Source organism: Acidobacteriota bacterium, assembly GCA_039030395.1.
Taxonomy (GTDB): domain Bacteria; phylum Acidobacteriota; class Thermoanaerobaculia; order Multivoradales; family JBCCEF01; genus JBCCEF01.
On sequence record JBCCEF010000026.1, the window covers coordinates 1 to 17,446 of the forward strand.

16 protein-coding genes are annotated in these 17,446 nt (G+C 66.1%); 3 read left to right on the forward strand and 13 right to left on the reverse strand.

The genetic code is table 11. The features are described 5' to 3' along the window. Positions 1–386: 386 nt before the first annotated feature. From AAF481_17885 to AAF481_17910, 6 genes are all read right to left on the reverse strand, one after another. The gene (locus AAF481_17885; protein MEM7483048.1) at positions 387–758 is read right to left on the reverse strand and encodes a hypothetical protein; all 372 of its coding nucleotides are present in this window, start codon (positions 756–758) and stop codon (positions 387–389) included. A 163-nt stretch (positions 759–921) separates the two neighbouring features. Next, complete coding sequence (locus tag AAF481_17890) at positions 922–2,025, reverse strand: efflux RND transporter periplasmic adaptor subunit (GenBank protein MEM7483049.1); 1,104 nt, start codon at positions 2,023–2,025, stop codon at positions 922–924. 234 nt (positions 2,026–2,259) lie between these two features. Next, positions 2,260–3,522 (reverse strand): ABC transporter permease, encoded by a 1,263-nt coding sequence (locus AAF481_17895; GenBank protein MEM7483050.1) that lies wholly within the window; start codon positions 3,520–3,522, stop codon positions 2,260–2,262. Between the two features lie 15 nt (positions 3,523–3,537). Further along, positions 3,538–4,770, reverse strand: coding sequence for an ABC transporter permease (locus AAF481_17900; GenBank protein ID MEM7483051.1), 1,233 nt, complete (start codon positions 4,768–4,770; stop codon positions 3,538–3,540). Positions 4,771–4,790: 20 nt separating this feature from the next. Then, positions 4,791–5,525, reverse strand: a complete 735-nt coding sequence (locus AAF481_17905; GenBank protein MEM7483052.1) for an ABC transporter ATP-binding protein — start codon at positions 5,523–5,525, stop codon at positions 4,791–4,793. A 247-nt stretch (positions 5,526–5,772) separates the two neighbouring features. After that, positions 5,773–6,096 (reverse strand): YhbY family RNA-binding protein, encoded by a 324-nt coding sequence (locus tag AAF481_17910; protein ID MEM7483053.1) that lies wholly within the window; start codon positions 6,094–6,096, stop codon positions 5,773–5,775. 116 nt (positions 6,097–6,212) lie between these two features. On the opposite strand from AAF481_17910, the gene AAF481_17915 reads away from it, so the two are divergent. From AAF481_17915 to AAF481_17925, 3 genes are all read left to right on the forward strand, one after another. Beyond that, a complete protein-coding gene (locus AAF481_17915; protein ID MEM7483054.1) occupies positions 6,213–7,280 on the forward strand; it encodes a dipeptide epimerase in 1,068 nt (355 codons plus the stop codon). Between the two features lie 97 nt (positions 7,281–7,377). Then, a complete protein-coding gene (locus AAF481_17920; GenBank protein MEM7483055.1) occupies positions 7,378–8,154 on the forward strand; it encodes a DUF481 domain-containing protein in 777 nt (258 codons plus the stop codon). Between the two features lie 143 nt (positions 8,155–8,297). Next, positions 8,298–9,398: a DUF1611 domain-containing protein gene (locus AAF481_17925; protein ID MEM7483056.1), complete on the forward strand. Its 1,101-nt coding sequence runs from the start codon at positions 8,298–8,300 to the stop codon at positions 9,396–9,398. Positions 9,399–9,505: 107 nt separating this feature from the next. On the opposite strand, the gene AAF481_17930 is transcribed toward AAF481_17925, so the two are convergent. The 7 genes from AAF481_17930 to AAF481_17960 all read right to left on the reverse strand — a co-directional run bounded on the left by AAF481_17930 (position 9,506) and on the right by AAF481_17960 (position 17,441). Further along, positions 9,506–9,844, reverse strand: coding sequence for an SdpI family protein (locus AAF481_17930; protein ID MEM7483057.1), 339 nt, complete (start codon positions 9,842–9,844; stop codon positions 9,506–9,508). Positions 9,845–9,898: 54 nt separating this feature from the next. Next, positions 9,899–11,722, reverse strand: a complete 1,824-nt coding sequence (locus tag AAF481_17935; protein MEM7483058.1) for a S8 family serine peptidase — start codon at positions 11,720–11,722, stop codon at positions 9,899–9,901. Positions 11,723–11,807: 85 nt separating this feature from the next. Beyond that, on the reverse strand, positions 11,808–13,007 hold the full coding sequence (locus tag AAF481_17940; protein MEM7483059.1) for an alpha/beta hydrolase-fold protein: 1,200 nt from the start codon (positions 13,005–13,007) through the stop codon (positions 11,808–11,810). Between the two features lie 103 nt (positions 13,008–13,110). Next, positions 13,111–14,148 carry a tRNA preQ1(34) S-adenosylmethionine ribosyltransferase-isomerase QueA gene (queA, locus tag AAF481_17945; GenBank protein MEM7483060.1) on the reverse strand — a complete coding sequence of 346 codons (1,038 nt, stop codon included), beginning with the start codon at positions 14,146–14,148 and terminating at the stop codon, positions 13,111–13,113. Positions 14,149–14,155: 7 nt separating this feature from the next. Continuing rightward, positions 14,156–15,430 (reverse strand): MFS transporter, encoded by a 1,275-nt coding sequence (locus AAF481_17950; GenBank protein MEM7483061.1) that lies wholly within the window; start codon positions 15,428–15,430, stop codon positions 14,156–14,158. A 48-nt stretch (positions 15,431–15,478) separates the two neighbouring features. Continuing rightward, entirely contained in the window at positions 15,479–16,474 is a 996-nt protein-coding gene (locus AAF481_17955; protein MEM7483062.1) for an ABC transporter permease, read from the reverse strand. Further along, positions 16,467–17,441 (reverse strand): ABC transporter permease, encoded by a 975-nt coding sequence (locus tag AAF481_17960; GenBank protein MEM7483063.1) that lies wholly within the window; start codon positions 17,439–17,441, stop codon positions 16,467–16,469. The genes AAF481_17955 and AAF481_17960 overlap by 8 nt, the downstream gene beginning before the upstream one ends. Positions 17,442–17,446: the final 5 nt, after the last annotated feature.

The window sequence follows — 17,446 nt, forward strand, 5'->3', positions numbered from 1 at the left end:
TGCTCTCCATAGCCGTGGACAACAACGATGCGGGCTTTTGGCTTCGTGATGCCGGTGTTTTCGGTCGCAAGGCTGATTCCGTCCGAGGTGATGTATCGCCTCTCGTTGCGATCTGGTTCGTTCATGGACTGGATCTTTTATTGATAGACGGCGTAAGCCACGGGCGCGTAACCTCGATCCTTGAAGTGGGCGAGATAAAGTGTGTTGGAAATCCGAGGTCGCGGAAAGATCTTGACATTGGTCGCTCCGACGACCGTGTGGTGGAAAATCTTCTGCCGACTCGAGTGGTTCTCCGGAAGAATTTGTTGAAATCGAGGTCACAAAAGGTAGCCGCTCCCTGTGATCGTTCGTATTAGGCTAACTCGGAGATAGTCGAATCGAGAGCTTTACTTCTCGAAGGTGGTTTCAAACTGGATAGAGGCTTCTCCGGGTCGTTCCAGGATGTACGTCAGGTTGCCGCGCGATTCAATAATCTTGTACAGAAGGAAATCTCGCTGCTTCATGACAATGAAGGAGGTTTTGCCGGAACTATGCATTTCTTCTCGGTCGAGCCAAAATTTGACCGGTGTCGAAACGAAGGGATTTACCCCCTCATCCAGCGACTTGTAGTACTCCTTTTGTAGTCGGCTGTAGTTCTCTGGGATGCCGAGCAGGGCCCGATCTTCTTCGGGAAACTGCATCAGGGTCTCCTGGATTCCCTCTTCATCGAAGAAGACCTCCATCTCCAGCGTCGGAGGAAAGAGGTTTGAGTAGTCCAAGAATCCAAGGGTAGAAAGGCGACGTCGGAAGAGATTTCGCAAAATATGTGAGAAGTGCGATATTCAAATGTCTTTGAACAGGCCTCGCCATGGAGGCCTTGGCGGAGGTTACTCGAGGGCTTCCGGACCCTTGGCCCACCTAGACTGCTGAGTACTTCTCCTCTCAGGCCCCGGCGGCCTGGGCGCTGCCCGGGTCTTTGATCTGATCGGTTTCTTGGACGCCGGAGAGGACTTCGATGTTGATGCCGTCGGAGAGGCCGGTTTCGATGGGGCGGCGCTCGAATTCTTGGTCGGCGGTCTGGACTTCGATGTAGGGCTCGCCGTCGTCGAACTGGAGCCAGCTCTCTTTGACCGCCATCACCTCGTCTCGTCGGGCGAGGACGATGTCGGCGTTGGCGCTGTAGTTGGCGCGCACGAAGAAGTCGTCCTTCAAAATCAGGGCAGCGCGGATTTCGAACTGGATGGCGCCGTTTTCTTCGACACCCTTGGGAGCGATGTATTCGAGGGTGGCGGCGAATTGCTCGGTGTCGAGGGCGCCGATGGTGAGGAGCAGTTCCATCCCCTCGCGCAGCTTGCCCACTTCCGATTCGTCCACCAGGCCTTCGAACACCAGCTCGTCCATGTCGGCGATGGTGGCGATGGTGGTGCCGTCGTTGAAGGTGTTCGATTCGATCACCGAGTCGCCCACCTCGATGGGCACTTCCAAGACCATTCCCGGCACGGTGGCCCGCACGACGGTGTTGGTGGCGATGCCGGTCCGCTTACGGGCGCCTTCGCGCACCAGGGCGAGGTTGTCTTCTGCCGCCGAGAGCTCCTCCTGGGCGTTCTTTTGGGCCAGGTCGAAGGTCAGGAAGGTGGCTTCCGAGAGCAGGCCTTCCTCAAACAGCTCGCGGTTGCGGTCGAACTCTTTCTGAGCGTTTTCGAGGCCGATGCGCGCCCGGTTGACCCGCGTTTCGGCGTTCGACAGGGTCACCATGTCCGGCACGATGGCGATGCGCGCCATGCGGTCGCCCTTGGCGACTTCGACGCCGGGCTCGATGTAGAGCTCCTCGATGATGCCCGATACCTTCGGCTTGATGGTGACCTCCTTGCGCGGCACCACGGAGCCGGTCGCCACGGTCTTCTGCAGGATGGTGGCGGAGAAGGGCTCCGCCGTCTGCCACACCACCGGCTCTTCCTGTGACTTGGCGTACAGGAAGTAGAAGGTGCCGGCGAAGGCGACGAGGAGGGCGAGGCCGCACAGCGAAAGGAGGATTCTTTTCATCATTTCCCGGGTCCTAGAGATCAGTTCATCAGAGCGAAGTGCTTGCAGTTTTGGCCTGGCTTTCTCATCGGCGACCGTAGCGAGAGGCCGTAGGTCGCTGGAGATGCAAGGCATCCGCGGGTTCTGTGCCGAAGGCGTACTTTCAGTACGTCGAGAAGCAGGTTCCGCGGATAACGCAGCAGATTCAGTGGCATACGGACTCGCAGTAGGTTGACGGTGAGAAAGGCAGGCTAAGGGTCATTCGGTACGGAGTGCTATCACCGGGCTCACGGATACAGCCCGCCGTGCCGGAATCAGTCCGGCCAAGGCGCCGGAGGCGATCAAGATGAGGAGTGCCTGAACGGCGGTGGCGAGATCCACCCCGGGGTTCTGGAAGGCGCCGGTGGCGGCACCGGTCGATTCGAGTAGGCTGCGCGCCAGTTCCAGCAGCCCCACCCCTGCCAACAAGCCAAAGTAGCCGGCGATCGAGGTCAAGACCAGCGCTTCGAGAAGTACTTGGCGGATCACCTTCATCGGCGTCGCCCCGATGGCCCGCCGCAGGCCGATCTCCTTGGTGCGTTCCTTGACCAGGATCAGCAGGATGTTCGATACCCCGATGACCCCCGCCGCCAAGGTGCCGATGCCGACGATCCACACCAGCAGCCGGATGCCGGCAAACAGTCCCTGGACCTTCTGGAATTGTTCGTCCTGGTTGAAGTGGCCGAAGGCGCGTTGGTCTTCCGGGTGGATGCGGTGGCGCTTGGCGAGGAGCTTCATCACCTTCGCCTCCACCTCCGAGGCGCGCACCCCGTCCTGGGCTGCGATGGCGTACCAGTGCACCCGTTCGCCGCCGTTGAAGGCGCGCTGGAAGGTGGACAGGGGGATGAACAAACTCTGGGCCTGGCGCTCGGCGTCCTCGCCGTCGGCCAGCGACTCGAAGACTCCGATCACCTTGAAATAGACCCCCTGCACCTGGATCGAATCGCCGATCGGATCCTCGTCCGGCTCGAACAGCACTTCCTTGACCCGGCTGCCGATCACCGCCACTTTGCGGATCTCTTCCACGTCGAAGGGATTGAGGAAGCGGCCGGCGACCAGCTTGACCGGTTCGATGGCGAGGTACTCGGGCACGTCGCCCATCACGCTGAATCCGCCGGTGCGGTTGCCGCGGGTGACGTTGTCCGCCGCCCGGTGGCCGCCGAGCTGCGCCCGCGGCGCGACCACCTTGGCCTCGGCGATCTGCTCGCGGATGGCGACGGTGTCGTCGTTGTTGAACTCGTAGCGGCGTCCCGCCGGCAGCCCGCGGTAGGGCATGCTGGTGCTGCGAGTCCACATGAAGAAGCTGTTGGTGGCGCCGTCGCCAAAGCCAGCGCTGATGCCATTTTCCAAGCCGCTGCCGGAGCCGAGCATCACCACCAGCATGAAGATGCCCCAGAACACCCCAAAGGCGGTCAGCAAGGTGCGCAGCTTGTTGCGCGAAAGGGTGATCCAGATCTCCTGCCAGGCGTCGAAGTCGAACATCGTTCGGTCCCTTCCCTATTCCGTGCGCAGCGCTTCGATGGGTTGGATACGCGCCGCTTTGCGGGCCGGGAAGAAGCCCGCCAGGCAGCCGGCGGTAACCAGCACGGCGGTGGCCGCCAGGGCGAGGCCGAGATCGACACTGGGATCGCGGAAGAAATCGGTGTTCGGCAGCTTCGCGCCGCCCAACTCCAGCACCGCCACGCCCAGCACCAGGCCGATGTAGCCGGAGACGGCGGTGATCAGCACCGACTCCTGGAGCACCAGGCCGATGATCGAGCCGGGGGTTGCCCCCAGCGCCTTGCGTACCCCGATCTCCCGGGTGCGCTCCTGGACGGCGATCATCATGATGTTCGATACCCCCACCACCCCAGCCAGGATGGTGCCGATGCCGATGATCCACACGAACAGCCGGATACCGGTGATCACCTGCAGAATGCGCAGGAAGCCGGCGTTGTTGTTGCGCACGAAGAGCGCTCGGTCGTCTTCCGGGTCGAAGCGGTGGCGGCGGGCGAGCTGAAGCTGCGCCGCTTCGGCCATCGCCTGCGTTTCTTCGAGCGACGCGTCGCCGGTGGTGAACATGATCTGGCTCACCCGGTCGGCGCCGTTGAATACCCGCTGGGAGGTGGTGATCGGCAGGTAGATCTGCTCCATCTCGCCTTCGCCGCCGACGTCCTCGAATACCCCCACCACCTTGAACAGGATGCCGCCGATCGAGAAATACTCACCGATCGAGGGCTCGTCTCCGAACAGGGCGTCGCGCACCCGGGCCCCGATGGCCGCCACTTTGCGGTGTTCTGCGATGTCGAGGTCGTTCAGGAAGCGCCCCTCGACGACGATCGTCTTCTCCAGGTACTGGTGGCCCGGGTGCACCGAGCGGATACTGAAGTTGCCGTGCTGGCTGCCCCGCGCCACCAGCAGGTGGCCGCGGGTGTAGAAGCGCGACGTGATGTGCTCGACTCCCGGAATGGCGCGGGCGATTTCGGCGTGGTCGGCGTTGGTGAGTTGAACGTTGCGGCCGGGCTTCAGGCCCTGGAAGGGAATGGTGGTGCGGCCGGCCGAGATCCAGATGCTATTGATGGCGTCGTCGCGGAACTGATAGTGCACGCCGTTCGCCAGGCCGGTGCCGGAGCCCAGCAGGATCATCAGCATGAAGATCCCCCACGCGACGCTGAAGCCGGTCAAGAAAGTGCGCAATTTGTTCTGGCGTAGGGTGGAGAGGATCTCCTGCCATTTGTCGAGATCGAACATGCCGGGTCGTCGAAACCCCTCTAGGCGGTGGCTCCGGCCGCGCCCTGCGCGGTTGGAGAAGCGGTGGCGGCCGGAACTGTCGGCGACGACTCGTCGGCGTCGATGCGCCCGTCGACCAGATGGATCGAGCGGTCGGTCATGGCGGCGATGTCGTGCTCGTGGGTGACGATCACCACCGTAGTGCCCGCTCGGTGAATGTCCTGGAGCACCTCCATGACCTCGTAGGACGTCTTGGTGTCGAGGGCGCCGGTCGGTTCGTCGGCCAGGATCACCTGCGGGGCGGTGATCAGCGCCCGGGCGATCGCCACCCGCTGCTGCTGACCGCCGGACATCTCCGTCGGCAGGTGGTTCGCCCAATCGTTGAGGCCTACTCGGTCGAGCATCTCCAGGGCCTGCCGGTTCCGCCGCCGCCGCGGCACCTGCTGGTAATAGAGCGGCAGGGCCACGTTCTCGGCGGCGGTTTTGAAGGAGATCAGATTGAAGGACTGGAACACGAAACCGAGCAACCGGTTGCGCATGCGCGCCGCCTTGCGCTCGGAGAGTTCTTTCACCGGCTCGCCGGCGAGCGAGTATTCGCCCTCGTCGTAGCTGTCCAGGATGCCGAGGATGTTGAGCAGGGTGGATTTGCCGGAACCGGAAGAGCCCATGATCGAAACCAGTTCGCCGGCGCCCACCTCGAGATCGAGGCCCTTCAACACATGTAGCCGGTTTTTCCCGACCTGGTAGGACTTGTGGAGATTCTTCAGGCTCAGCATGGTCTTGCGGTCACTCCGTGGTCCTGCGATCCGTGCAGGTCGATTTTTGGAGGGTGAACTCATCGCTCGCCCGTCGTCTTCTACGGATGGGCCGACCGGTTTGTTTCGCTCCGGGGGCACGAAATACTACCTTGGTCGTATTCGGCGCCGTGCATCTTTTGGATGCAGATTTCTCGAGTGGTCGGTGGAGAATCCTCCGGCGAGCACTCCGGAGTACGGCATGGCGGCGGCGCGGTGAGGTGACGTCTCAGAGGCGGATCGAGCGCTTGTCCGGCTCCCGGTGGCGCCGGTAGAAGATCGCGATATGGCCGATGAGGCCGGCCGACTGGCTGGCCATGCGCTCGTCGATCTCGGCCATCAGCGCCTTCTTCTCGGCCTTGTCGCCGGGGAGCTGGATCTTGATCAACTCGTGGGAGTCGAGAGCTCGCTCCATCTCCTTCCACACCCCATCCGTCAGGCCCTGTTGGCCTACCCGCACCACCGGCTTGAGGCTGTGGGCCAAGCCCCGCAGGCGTCGGCGTTGGGCGCCGGTGAGTGGGTGAGGACGGTCTTCGGCGGTGGGCTGGTTCATGGGGTCTTGTTCCAGGGTTGAGGATGCTCCGGCGGAGCGGATGGGGGATCGTAGCATTCGGTGTGGCCGGGAGCTGGTCCCTGCTACAGTCCGGCCTGCCCGGAAGGTCCGCTGCCATGAGAATTCTACGCGCCACGAGCTCTCTCGAACGCATTCCCCTCAGCCGGCCGTACACCATCGCCTACGCTTCCTTCGATGCGGTGGAGATGTGCCGGGTACGGCTCGAGGCGGACAACGGGCTGGTGGGATTGGGCTGCGGATCTCCCGCCGAGATGATCACCGGCGAAACGCCGCGCTCGGCGGAGACCGCCCTGGCGGATCGCCTGGGGGCGGTGCTGGAGGGGACGGTGCTCGAACCGCTTCCGGCCCTTCTGGCGCGCGTCGACGAGGCCTTCCGGGAAACGCCGGCGGCGCGGGCGGCCGTCGACCTGGCCCTTCACGATCTGTGGGGCAAGGGATTGGGACGCCCCCTGGTCGAGATCTTCGGACGTTGCCACCGGCGCATGGCGACCTCCGTTACCGTCGGCATCCTCGACGCGCAGGAGGCCCTCGAAGAAGCGCGCGAGTGGATGGCGCGAGGCTTCCGCTGTCTCAAGATCAAGATCGGCCGCAACCTTGAGGAGGAGCTGGAGCTGCTGACCTTGCTCCGCGCCGAGCTGGGCGATGCGGTGCGGATTCGGGTGGATGCCAACCAGGGCTACCGCGCGGACCAACTACCGATCTTGTTTTCGAGCCTCGGCCGCCTCGGCATCGAACTGGTGGAGCAGCCCTTGCCGCCGGCCGAGGACGCGGCCCTCGGCGATCTGGTGCCGGCGGATCGCCGCCTCGCGGCCGGCGACGAGAGCGTACAGACCCCCGGCGACGCCCGGCGGCTGGCCGCTCGCGGCACCTACGGCGTGTTCAACATCAAGCTGATGAAGTGTGGCGGCATCGAGCCGGCGCGGCGCATTGCGGCAACGGCGGAGGAGGCGGGGATCGGCCTGATGTGGGGCTGTATGGACGAGAGCGTCGCTAGCCTGGCCGGCGCCCTCCACGCCGCCTTCGCCAGCCCGGCGACCCGCTTCCTGGACCTCGACGGCAGTCTGGATCTGGCCCGCGATCCGGCCCGCGGCGGCTTCGAGATCGAGGATGGCATGCTGCGCCTGCTCGATCGGCCCGGCCTGGGAATAGAGGCCGCAGACTGAGCTCTACGGATGGCTCGTGGTAAGGTGCGTCGCCGTGAAAACCCCAACGATTTATAGAGTTTTAGCGCCTGCTCTGGTATGTGTCGGGCTGTGGGGCGTGGCCGGTCCGGCGGCGGCCCAGGTCAATACCGAGCGCCTGCGCCTGGGCCAGTCGGAGGAGGGGTGGAGCGGTTTTGTCGCTCTTCGCCTGGCGGCCAAGGAAGGCAACACCGACCGCCTGGCGGCGGGCCTAGGCTTTCGGGTGCAGTACGCCGAACCAGAGCCTGGGGAGCGGTCGGACGATCTGCCGTCGCTCGATCCGTTGATGAAACGGCTGGTGTTTCTGGTCGCCGAGGGAGATTACGCGGAGGAGAGCGGCGAGCGCTCCGAGTACCGCTCCTTCGCCCATCTGCGTTGGGTCGAGCGGCGCTCCCCCAAACTCGCCCACGAAGTTTTCCTGCAGAACGAGTTCAACGAGTTCCAGCGCCTCGACAGCCGCTATCTGCTGGGCTTCGGTGAGCGGATCACCCTGCTTCGCAAGCCTTCCAGAGAGGTCTTCCTCGGTCTCGGTTTGATGGGTGAGGCGGAGCGTCTCGACGTTCCGGATGTCGGTCCCGATGAGCGGACTTCGGAGTTCGTGCGGGCCTCGACCTACCTGGCGGCCCAGATGAAGCTCGGATCGAAGGGCGCCACCGTCGTCAATACTCTCTACTACCAACCGCGGGTCGACCGATGGGACGACTTTCGGATCCTCGAAGAACTCGACCTGCGGGTACCCCTGGCGGAGCACCTCGAATTGAGCCTGGCGATCGTCGTGCAGCACGACAGCGAGGCGCCGGAGGATGTCGAGGAGTGGGACCTCTCCGTCACCAACGCGTTGAGGGTCCGGTTCTAGAAACCGCTGAAAAGGCTTCGCGTTCTTTCTCAGCGGCTTCTAGATTCATTGGCAGGGGGGCTTTTCAAAGTTGACCACTTTGGAGGGCAGTGAGCCCCTTCGTCTCCTTGCCGGAAGGCTTGGGGCCGTGGTCTCATCGGTTCATGGCCCCTGAACCCGCCCTTCTGCTGACCGACGGTCTGCTCGACACCCGCTTCGCCAAGACGGCACATGGGCTGCTGCGGGGCTCGCATCGGTTCACTCCCGTGGCGGTGGTGGATGCCGTCCACGCCGGCCGCGACGCCGGTGAGGTGATGGATGGGCGGCGCCTCGGCGTGCCGGTGATGGAGAACGTCGCGGCCTGCTTGAGCGGTGTGCTGCCGCAGGAACCGCGCTGGCTGGTGGTGGGGGTGGCCTTTCCTGGGGGGCGACTGCCGGTGACGGCGCGGGCGACGGTCGAGGAGGCCCTGCGCCACGGCCTGTCGGTGGTGTGCGGCCTCCACAAGCTGCTCGGGGACGACCCGGAATTGCGCGCCCTGGCCGAGGCCGGCGGCGGTGAGATCGTCGACATCCGCCGGCCGCGGCGGGATCCCCAGTTCTGGACCGGCGATGTCTTCGATGTGCCGGCCGCCCGAGTGGCGGTGCTGGGTACGGACTGCGCCGCCGGCAAGCGCACCACCTGCCGCTGGCTGTTGGAAGGCTGCCGAGAGCGGGGCGTCGCCAGCGAGATGATCTACACCGGCCAGACCGGCTGGCTTCAGGGGTATCCCTACGGCTTCATCTTCGATGCCACCCCCAACGACTTCGTGAGCGGCGAACTGGAGCGGGCGATCGTCGAGTGCGACCGAGAGCGGCAGCCGGATCTGATCCTGATCGAAGGCCAGTCCGGCCTGCGCAACCCTTCCGGGCCGTGCGGCGGCGAGTTCCTCCTCTCTGCCGCCCTCGACGGTGTGGTGCTGCAGCACCTGCCCGGCCGGCAGTTCTTTATCGGCCTCGAAGAGCGGGGCTGTCGGATACCGTCCGTCGAATCGGAAGTGGAGCTGATTCGCTCCTACGGTGTGGGAGTGCTGGCGGTGACCCTGAACGGCGAAGGGATGGAATCAGAGGCGCTGATCGCCGAGCAGGAGCGATTGCGCGAGGTGCTCGATCTGCCGGTGGTGCGTCCCTTGGAAGAGGGGGTCGGGGAAATCTTGTCACTGCTGGAGAGGAGGCTCGCCCCGAGCCCGAAGGGCGAGGCGGCGCCAGAGGCGCCGAGGACGGGGTGAGATCGAAAAGACGCGTCTTTTCGGGCGACGGGGCGCCCAGCCCCCTACAGAAGATCAGCTAGCAGGACTGCTGAAATCGTGCGCGAAGTGCTCCTTCAGCAATTCTGCTAGAGCCGCTGAGCGAAGCGGTAGGCCTGCCAGCAGGGGATCACCACCAGGATCGGCGCCATGGCGAAGGCGAACGCCAAGCCTTCGGAGCGGCCGACCGGCGGAGTGAGCGCCAGCAGGCCGATGATCCCCACCACCACGGACCAGTAGAGCAACAGCTTGCCGCCGTAGCGGTTGATCCGGTACCAGTTCTCCTCGGACTCGAAGGACTTCTTGAAACGCACCCCGTACAGGCGGTTCGGGGCGATGCGCTCCTGGAGCAAGGGAATCGACAGGCCGCCCAACAGCAGGGCGCAGAAAACGTTGCTGGCGGCGACCAGGATTTGCAGAGCGGTCATGGTTCACCCTACGGGTTGGGGGTGGAGCTCATTCCACCGCGTCGGGCAGGCGAATCAGGGTACCGCCGCCGACCAGGCCGAGGTCTCGCCGGACTCGAAGCCGTCTTCGAAAAGCACGTTGGAAACTACCGTGAGCTGGACCGTCCCGGTGTCCTCCCGCACGCCGTCGCTCACCGTGTACTCGAAGCTGTCTTCGCCCTCGTATCCCGGGTCCGGGCAGTAGGTGAGCGATTTGTCGTTCGAGTTGCAGATGGTGCCGTGTTCCGGTGCCGTCCAGCGGACGACGGCCAGGGGGTCGTCCTCCGGATCGGTGTCGTTGCCGGTCAGGGCGGCGAACAGGATGTCCAGCGGTCCGTTGTCGACATCGAGACGGTCGTTTTCCGCCGTCGGGGGTGCGTTGGAGGTGAGATCGCCGATCGCCGCCTGCAGGTCCGGGAACGGGCCGATGTGGCCGCCGGTGCCCTGCGAGATACCGGTGGCTACGAGCAGATTGCGCACCCCCAGCGGCGACAAGCGCTCACCGTACTCGGCCACCGCTGCCTGCTGCACTAGGGCCGCCGCCGAGGCGATGAAGGGCGAGGCGGAACTGGTGCCGTTGAAGGTCGCGGTGTAGCGCTGGTTCGGATCGCCCCCATAGGTGGCGAAGCCGCCGTAGCCCAGGGTGAACACTCCGGTGCCCCAACCCTGGAGGTCGACCCGCGAGCCGTAGGTGGAAAAGCTGAGTTTGTCGTGATTCGTGTTGTTCGAGCCGGCGCCCACCAGAATAGCGCCGCTGTGGCCGCGGCCGCGGTAGTCGTCGTAGTCCGGGCTGTCGAGGTTTTGGTTGCCGTTACCGGCGGCGCCCACCACCACCACACCGGCATCGACGCCGGTCTTGACGGCGACCCACACGGCCATCGAAAGCTCCGCCGGTCCGAAGCCGCTGGCGCCGCTGGTCTGCATTTCCAGGAGCACGACGTCGCCGGCGGCAGAGTCGGCGAGGGCGTGGGTGATCGCCGTCACCCGGCGCGGACCCTCCTCGACGGTCCACTCGGAGTAGGTGTAGATTCCGGCCCCCGGCGACATCCCGGTCACGCCGTAGGCATTCGCCACCGCGGAGGTCTCACCGATCACCGCCGTCCCGTGGCGGTCCCAGCCCAGGACCGCCACATCCGGGTGGATGGTCTGGCCGGGCTCGGCAAAGACGTCCCGGTCCACCAGGTCCTCGTGGCCGGGGTTCCAGCCGTATTCGCAGTCCGAGATGCGGATGCCGGAGCCGTCGAAGCCCTGGCCGGCGGCATAGGTGACGTCCATCCCGGGGTCCGGTCCCAGGTAGCCCTGGAGATCGGTGTGGTCCGGGGTCACCGGCGGAATGTCTTCGGGTGGCGGCACCAGGAGCGCCTCGAGTTCCGCGAATTCCACCTGCGGCAACTTCTGCAGCCGGTTGCCGAGGTCGGCGAGTTGGGCCGGCGAGCGGCCCGGCGCCTGCACGATCATCAGGCCGGCGAGGTCCGCCGCGGCGGTCCCGGTGCGGGCTTCGGCTCGCCGTTGGAGGGCGGTGAGCTTGCCCTCCGGCAGGTGGATCAACGGCTCGAAGGTGAGACCTTCACGCTGGGCGAAGGCGTGGAGGTTGACCAGGGAGGCATCGGTCTCGGAACGAAGCGCTCCCTGCACGGCGCGTCCCCGCACGCCGTCGGTGGTCTTGACGATCAGCCGGTAGCCGCTGGGCGCCGTCGTCGCCCGAACCGCTGTCGGTGCTCGCAGTTCCATCTTCGCCAGCGGTGGCCGGGGGGTAAGCCGCTCGGCTGCCGTGGCGGTGGCCGTCGGCAGGCCGAGGGCGCAAGCGATGGCGACGGAAACGATGGCGGCGGAAAAAATGTTAGCGGGACCTGCGGTCATGCCCTCTCCCCAATGCGATACGGAATGATTCGACGAGTGAGGATCTTAGTCTACCGCCGATGGCTTCGTCCCCTGCCGCGCAGCTCTATCTCTTCGCCAGGCTTTCCTTCGCCGCCGCCAGATTCTGTTCGTAGACACCCAGGTTGGGGCTGTTTTCTTGCTTGCCGAGTTGGACTGCCTTGGCGTAGCTGTCGCGCGCTTCGGTCAGGCGGCCGGCGGCTTTGAGCCCGTCGCCGAGGCTGTCCCACACGTTGGACGAGGCCGGATGATCCCGGGTGTTCTTCTCGAAGATGGCGATGGCTTCGTCGACCTTCTCTTCGCCGAGCAGCCGATAGCCGAGGAGGTTGACGCGGTTCTCCGGCACCGGTACCGGGTAGCCGTAGTGTTCGGAAACGGCGGCGAAGTGCCGTTCGAGGCCGTCGAGGCCCTCGTCGGCCAGAAAGGTCGGCGGTGGCCAGCGGTCGAAAATGGTGCGCATGGCGTAATACACCGTCGGCAGGGGGACAGAGCCGTGGTCTTCCCCTTCGAGCACCCGCGCCGTCCAGGCGAGCGAAGGCGGCGCCCGGTGGCGCAGAATCTCCTCGAAGCGCTTGAATTGGGTGAGCATGTCGCCGCCCTCGTCGCCGAGGGTGGCGTAGAGGCGTCCGGCCAGATCCGGGCGAGTCTCGATCATCTCGGCAAACTCCTTCACCGGTCGGCCGCCGTCCCACCACAGGCTCGGGCTGACGGCGATGAAGGCCTGGTAGGCGGCGGGATTCTCGGTGATCGCGTGGACCGCGAATAGGCCCCCGAAGGAGTGACCGACGAGGGCCTCGAAGGGCGCTGTGCGATAGCTCTGGCGTACCTGAGGCCGCGCTTCTTCAAGCAGGAAGCGCAGGAATTTGTCGGCCCCGCCCCCGGTCTCGATCATCTGCTCGCGGCCCTCTTCCGGTTCGCCGCGCCAGGGCGGGGTGAGGTCGCGGGTACGCTGGGTGTTGGTGATCCCGACGACGATCATCGGCGGAATGTGGCCGCTGCTCGCCAAGCTGCGGACCGTGCCGAGAGTGTGGAGAAAGCGCGTCTCCCCGTCGAGAACCCAGAGCACCGGATAGCGCTCGCTGCCTTCATCTCGATAACCCGCCGGCAGCGAGATCATCAGAGTACGGTCTTCGTCGAGGATCTCCGAGCGCACCGTGGTGGTCTTACCGATGGTGATCTGCTCGGCGCTGGCCGGGCCGGTGGAGCACAGGCCGGCGAGGACGATGAGGACGGGAAGGATTCGCGGGGCGACTACACGGTGTTTCACGGCGGTTTCCTCTCGGTTGGCAGCGGGTCGTTCGAGGTTTTGATCGCGTCAGCGGGTCGGCGGAGCGTTTCCTTCTGGTGTTACGTGTTGGAGCGCCGGGAGTTCATCGTTCGAGCAACATCGCATCGCCGTATGAGTAGAACCGGTAGCCGTGCTCGACGGCTCGAGCGTAGGCGTCGAGTACCCGCTGCCGACCGGCGAAGGCGCACACCAACATCAGCAGGGTCGAGCGGGGCAGGTGAAAATTGGTGACCAGGGCATCGACCACTCGGAAGTCAAAGCCCGGGGTGATGAACAGGTCGGTGCTGCCGGCGCCTTGGATCAAACCCTGCCGAGCCGCCCCCTCGAGGGTGCGGACGACGGTGGTGCCGACCGCCACCACTCGGCCGCCGGCCCGCCGGGTGCGGCGAACGGTCTCGGCGGTGGCGGCGGGGATGTCGAAGGACTCGACCTCCATCCGATGCTCATGGACCCAATCCGCGGTCACCGGTTTGAAGGTGCCGATGCCGACGTGCAGGGTCACCGTCGCGCGCTCGATACCGGCCTTGGCGAGGGCGTCGAGCAGCGCCTGATCGAAGTGCAGGCCGGCGGTGGGAGCGGCTACCGCCCCCGGCTGGGAGGCCCATAGGGTCTGGTAGCGCTCGCGGTCGGAGGCGGTGTCCGGCCGCTTGATGTAGGGCGGCAGGGGCACATGGCCGAGGCGGTCGAGAAAAGGCTCCACCGGCTGCGAGAAGCGCATGCGGAGCCGCCCGTCGCCGGGCATCCTGCGGGAATTGGGCAGGCCCTCGGCGGTGGCGGAAAGGCCCTCGCCCAGTTCCAGCAGGATGCCCGGCCGTGCCTTCTTGCCTGGCCGGGCGAGGACTTCCCAGCGCACTTCGTCCAGGCGGCGGATGAGCAGTAGCTCCACCCGCGCCCCGGTCTCCGCCCGGCGGGCGAACAGGCGGGCGGGGATCACCCGGGTGTCGTTCACCACCATCAGATCCCCCGGACGCAGAAGGGTCGGCAGGTCGCGCACGGTGTGGTGCGCGATGCCCGAGTCCTCAACTCCTGGCAGCACCAAGAGGCGGCTTTCGCCGCGCCGCCGGGCCTGCTGGGCGATGAGTCCTTCCGGAAGGTGGAAGTCGAAGTCGCGGGTCAGCACCGGCGGGTCAACTTTCGGAGGCCGGCAGACGGTCGACGAAACGGCGCTCGAGGCCGGCGAGCAGGCCCCAGGCGGCGAGCAGGGCCACCACCATCACCGCGCCGGAGGTGTGGAACGGCCAGCGCGGCCCCAGCCGCTCAAACAGCAGGGTGCCGGCGAGGGGGCCGAGCACTCGCGACAAGGAACCGAAGGAGCGCGACAGTCCCTGGATCTCACCCTGGGAGGTCTCCGGCGTGATGCGGCTGATCAGCGACATGGAGGTGGGGCTGTAGAGGCCCGAGCCGCCGGCTAGGAGCGCCCCGGCGACGGCCATCGAGGCCAGAGAGCCGGTGACGGGGATCAGCAGCAGGCCGGCGGCGGCCAGGCCGATGCCCACTTGCGCCAGCCGGCGATCGCCGAAGCGTTTCGACAACGGGCCGATCAGGCCGCCCTGGACGATCACCAGCAGAACCCCAATGTAGACGAAGGCCCAGGTGGTCTCCACCTGGCCAAAGCCGAAGCGGAACTGCAGAAAGAGCGCCAGGGTGGCTTCCATCAGCGAGAAGCAGAGAGTGAACACGAAGAGCAGCAGAAACAGCCCGCTGAGGGCTCGGTCATGAGCCAGGCGGCGCAGGCCGGCAGTGGGCAGCCAGGGGGTCTTCGCCTGCCCGGCGCCTCGGACCTGCCGGCTCTCCGGCAGAAGAAAGAGGATCAGCAGAACGTTGACCAGGGAGAGGGCCGCCGGCCCCAACGCCACCGCCGACAGGCCCCACTGGCCGAGCAGGCCCCCCAGCGCCGGCCCGCCGATGAAGCCCAGGCCGAAGGCCATGCCGAGGAGACCCATGCCCTTGGAGCGCTCCGCCGCCGGCAGGATGTCCGCGATGTAGGCCGGCGCCACGGCGAAGGTCGCCGCCGCGCCACCGGCCAGCAGGCGAGCCACCAGAAGCACCGCGATGCCGTGGGTGCGCATCCAGGCCGGGGTGAAGGCGAGGGACGGCGCGGCGAACAGCAGGTAGGCGAAAAGGCCAACGCTGACCGCCACCAGCAGTACCGGCCGCCGGCCGAAGCGGTCCGACAACAGCCCCAGCACCGGTGCCATCACCAGTTGGGCGAGGCTGTAGACGGCGAGCAGCAGGCCGATCTCGAACTCGCTGGCGCCGAATTCCTGCGCATAGAAAGGCAATAGCGGCAGGATCATGCCGAAGCCCAGGAGGTCCAGCAGCACGGTGAAGAACAGCGTGAGCATGGCCCCCTTGCGCGGCGGAGCTTCCGCCGTAGCTGGTTCTGTGGCCTTCGACTCCATGGTGGGCGAGTCTACTCGTTCCCGCGACCCTTTCGCCGCCCAGGTTCGCTAACGATGTCGTGGGTCGAGGGCGTCCCTCAGCCCGTCGGTGAGCAGATTGAAGGCGATCACTGTCAACACGATGGCGAAGCCCGGGAAGGCGGCCATCCACCAGCGCCGCACCGGGCCGCCGGTGATGTCGGCGATCATCTGCCCCCAACTCGGGAAGGGCTCCGGTACCCCGAGGCCGAGGAAGGAGAGGGAGGATTCGGCGAGGATCATGCCGCCGATCATCAATCCCGTTTGCACCAGAGCCGGGGTGAGGGCATTGGGCAGCAGGTGGCGCCGCAGGATCGCCAGCGGGTGCTGGCCGAGGCCGCGGGCGGCGTGGATGAAGTTCCTCTCCTTGAGCCCCAGGATTTCGGCCCGCACCAGCCGGCTGATCGGCATCCAGGTGGTGCCGCCGAGAATCGCCACGATGGCCCAGCGCCCGGGCGAGAGCACCGCCACCAGGGCGATCAGCAGGAACAACCGGGGCAGGGCGAGGAAGGTGTCGACCAGGCGCATCAGCAGTCCGTCGACGAGGGGCCCGCCGATCGCCGCCAGGCTGCCGACGAGGAGGCCGATGGCGAGGGCGACCAGGGCCGACAGCAGTCCGATGGAGAGCGAAACTCGGGCGCCGAAGACGATGCGCGACCAGAGGTCGCGCCCCAGCCGGTCGGTGCCCAACGGGAAGGTGCGCCGCTCGAAGGAGCCGTCCGGCAAGAGGTTCGCGACCTCCGCCAGGGGGAAACTCTCCGTCCGTCCTCGCCGGATGATCTCCGCCCGGTCGCCCGTCCGTTGGGCCCGTTCGGCGAGGATCGACAGGCGGTCGCCCGCGAAGTCGAAGACGAAGCGCTCGCTGCCCGGCGCGAGGAGTTTGCCGGCCACCGTGTCGAACTGATACTCCGGCGCGGCGGTGGTGAGCCACGGCGCGAGGGCGGCAACCACCGTCAGCAGCAAGACGAGGGCGACACCGACGGTGGCGGTGGGCGAGCGGCGCAGGACGCCCACGAGTCTAGGCACGGCGCACCCGCGGGTCGAGGGCGGTGTGGACGAGGTCCACCAACAAGTTGGCGCCGATCACCAGCACGCCGGAAAAGGCGGTGGTGGCCAGCAGTACCGGATAGTCCCGGGCGGCGATCGCCTGCACCGTGGCGCGGCCGAGGCCCGGCAGGCTGAAGACGATTTCGATCACCAGTGAGCCATTGAGCAGGATCGGCAGCGACAGGCCGAGGATCTGGAGTACCGGCACCATTGCGTTGCGCATGCCATGCACCCACACCACTCGGCGTTCCGGCAGGCCCTTGGCGCGGGCGGTGCGGATGAAATCCTGGCCGAGGATTTCGAGCAGGCCGTTGCGCACGAACCGCGCCGTGCCGCCGGCCGCCAGTACGCCGAGCACCAGCGCCGGCAGGGTGAGGTGGTGGAGGCGGTCCCAAAGTTGTCTGAACCACGGTAGCTGATGGGCCATCGGTGAGCTGCTGTGGCCGCCCGGGAACCAGGGCAGCCAGTAGCTGAACACCAGCAGCGCCATCAGCCCCGCCCAGAAGGCGGGCATCGCCCAGAGCAGAAGCGAAGCGCCGCGCAGTGCGTGGTCCTTCCAGGTGCCGGCGCGCCGCGCCGCCCATACGCCGAGGGGAATCGCGATCAGGTACTCCACCAGGATGGCCGCCAGGGCTAGGGAGAGGGTGGTGGGGAGCGCTTCGGCGATGATCCGGGTCACCGGTCGTTGCTGGGTGATGGAGTAGCCCCAGTCACCGGTCAGGGCGGAACTCAACCAGGAGAAATATTGCTCGTGAACCGGCCGGTCGAGACCGTAAATCCTTTCCAGCCGGGCGATCTGCTCCGGCGGGAGCTTGCCCGAAGTTCCTTGGGTGAGGGTGGCGAGGGGATCGCCGGGAGCGATCTGCAGCAGGACGAAGGTGAACGAGACGATCAGCCAGAGCAGGATCAGCGACGACACCAGCCGCCGGAAGAGGGGTCCCTTCATCCGTT